Origin of the sequence: Stenoxybacter acetivorans DSM 19021, assembly GCF_000745895.1 — a bacterium.
GTDB classification, from domain to species: domain Bacteria; phylum Pseudomonadota; class Gammaproteobacteria; order Burkholderiales; family Neisseriaceae; genus Stenoxybacter; species Stenoxybacter acetivorans.
In genome coordinates this window covers 1-1754 of record NZ_JQKE01000128.1, presented here as the reverse complement: position 1 = coordinate 1754, position 1754 = coordinate 1, and the positions used below count along the sequence as shown (strand labels likewise).

1 protein-coding gene is annotated in these 1754 nt (G+C 47.7%); it reads right to left on the bottom strand.

The genetic code is table 11. The annotated features are described in order from the left end of the window. Positions 1-1754 (bottom strand): calcium-binding protein (locus tag Q384_RS10875; RefSeq protein WP_037588080.1); only part of this gene is annotated, 1754 nt, incomplete at both ends.

Below are 1754 nucleotides of genomic sequence, written 5' to 3'. Positions count from 1 at the left end.
AGATCCACAAAACTCGTGCTCTCGTAAACGGTGTCTTTATCCATGCCTTTGCCAAAGTGATAGACATCACCCAAGCCGCTGTTGCTTCTCAATTCATCATTGCCCGCACCGCCTATGAATGTGGTTTTGCCAATTCGGCTGATTAAATGGTCGTTGCCGTCACCGCCGTTTAAAACCACATTGCCCGCGCCGCCGATTAGATAATCATCGCCCGCACCGCCGTTGACCACGCCGCCCAATATCCAGCTGTATAAGAGGTCATTTTGATCGCTGCCGTTTTCGGTTACCAAATCAATCATTTGGGCGATGTCGAATACACTTACGGTTTTGTCGTCAAAAACAAAAGAATAGCGGGGAACAACTTGAACGGGCAGAGGCGGTCCGAAGTCGTACATATCAAAGAAATACCGCACCCTGACGCTGTCGGGTGTGCCGTAAGCCGTAATCAGCAAATCAACGCCATCGCGCGTCCATTGCACATTATCAGATTGTGCTCCCTGAAAAATCAGCTGATGAAAGTCGAAATCCATGACTTCCTGCACACTGGGCATCTCATCACTTTGCCAATGCCCGGTTTGATGTTCGTAATACGAACCAAAACCGCTTGAACCAAAAATAATCTCACCTTGCTCATTGAGACCCACCCATACAGTGGTTTCGTTGCGCGAAAAATAACCCGGTACATCTTGATCCCAAACCGCCAGCTTGCAGCCTGCCAAGACATCGCTGCCATGCCCCTCGGCAAACCAATAATGATTTTTGGTGAGTTCCATATAGGCGTCTTTAAAGGTATCGTTGCCTTCACCGCCATCTATCTCCAAAATCAAGCCCGACCAATAAGTTGGAGACTGTAAAACATCATCACCGTCTGTACCGCGCAGGGTAATTTTCGGGGCGGGGTACTCGGCAAAATAATCTTTCATGGTTACTGTTAATATTTCGTAGTCATGTTTTCCGATTACCGACCAGAGGGAGTAAATCTTTTTAAACACCAAATCATTATCTTGGCGCATTATTTGCCAATCAAATATCAGATGACCGAGCGTATCCTTAATAACAGCATTGAAATGCACATTGGAAAAAACCAGCGCATCTTCTGCGGTGAAGCCAACGATTCGATATGTGCCGCTGGTGGTGTCATTGATAATAAATTCATCAATACCCTCGCCGCCGGTAACGGTATTTTGCTGTTCCAGCAATGCTTTCAAATCAGCCGGTGAACGCCCCGAATCCGGATTATCCGCTTCAAAAATGAAGGCATCGTCATCATCGGCAAGCAAAAAATAGTTTTGTAAAATCAGCTGATGATTGCTGTCTGCCGAATCGTCTTCTTGCTTGAGCGACAGGATTAAATCGTAGTCTTGGTGCGCCAAAACATAATCCGACAAATTGCTGTCCATCAGGTAGATGCGATCACCCGCTTCAAAATCGGTAATGGTTTGTATGCCTAAGCCGTTTTGCATGTCCGCGCCGCTGCGGAACACTTGAAACACATCGCCGTCTGAGCCGCCGGTATAAAAACTGCTGCCGCCGCCGCGAACGATTAGGGTATCGCTGCCGAAACCGCCGTCTAAATCATTATCGCCCTCGCCGCCGTCCAAATAATCATCACCGCCGCCGCCCTCTAAATAATCATCACCCGCTTCACCGTATAAAACATCATTGCCGCCGGAATATTCATCATAAGACCGAACATCGCCAACAATGTAATCACCACCCTCACCGCCATAAATCACATCATTGCCGCCGTTTCC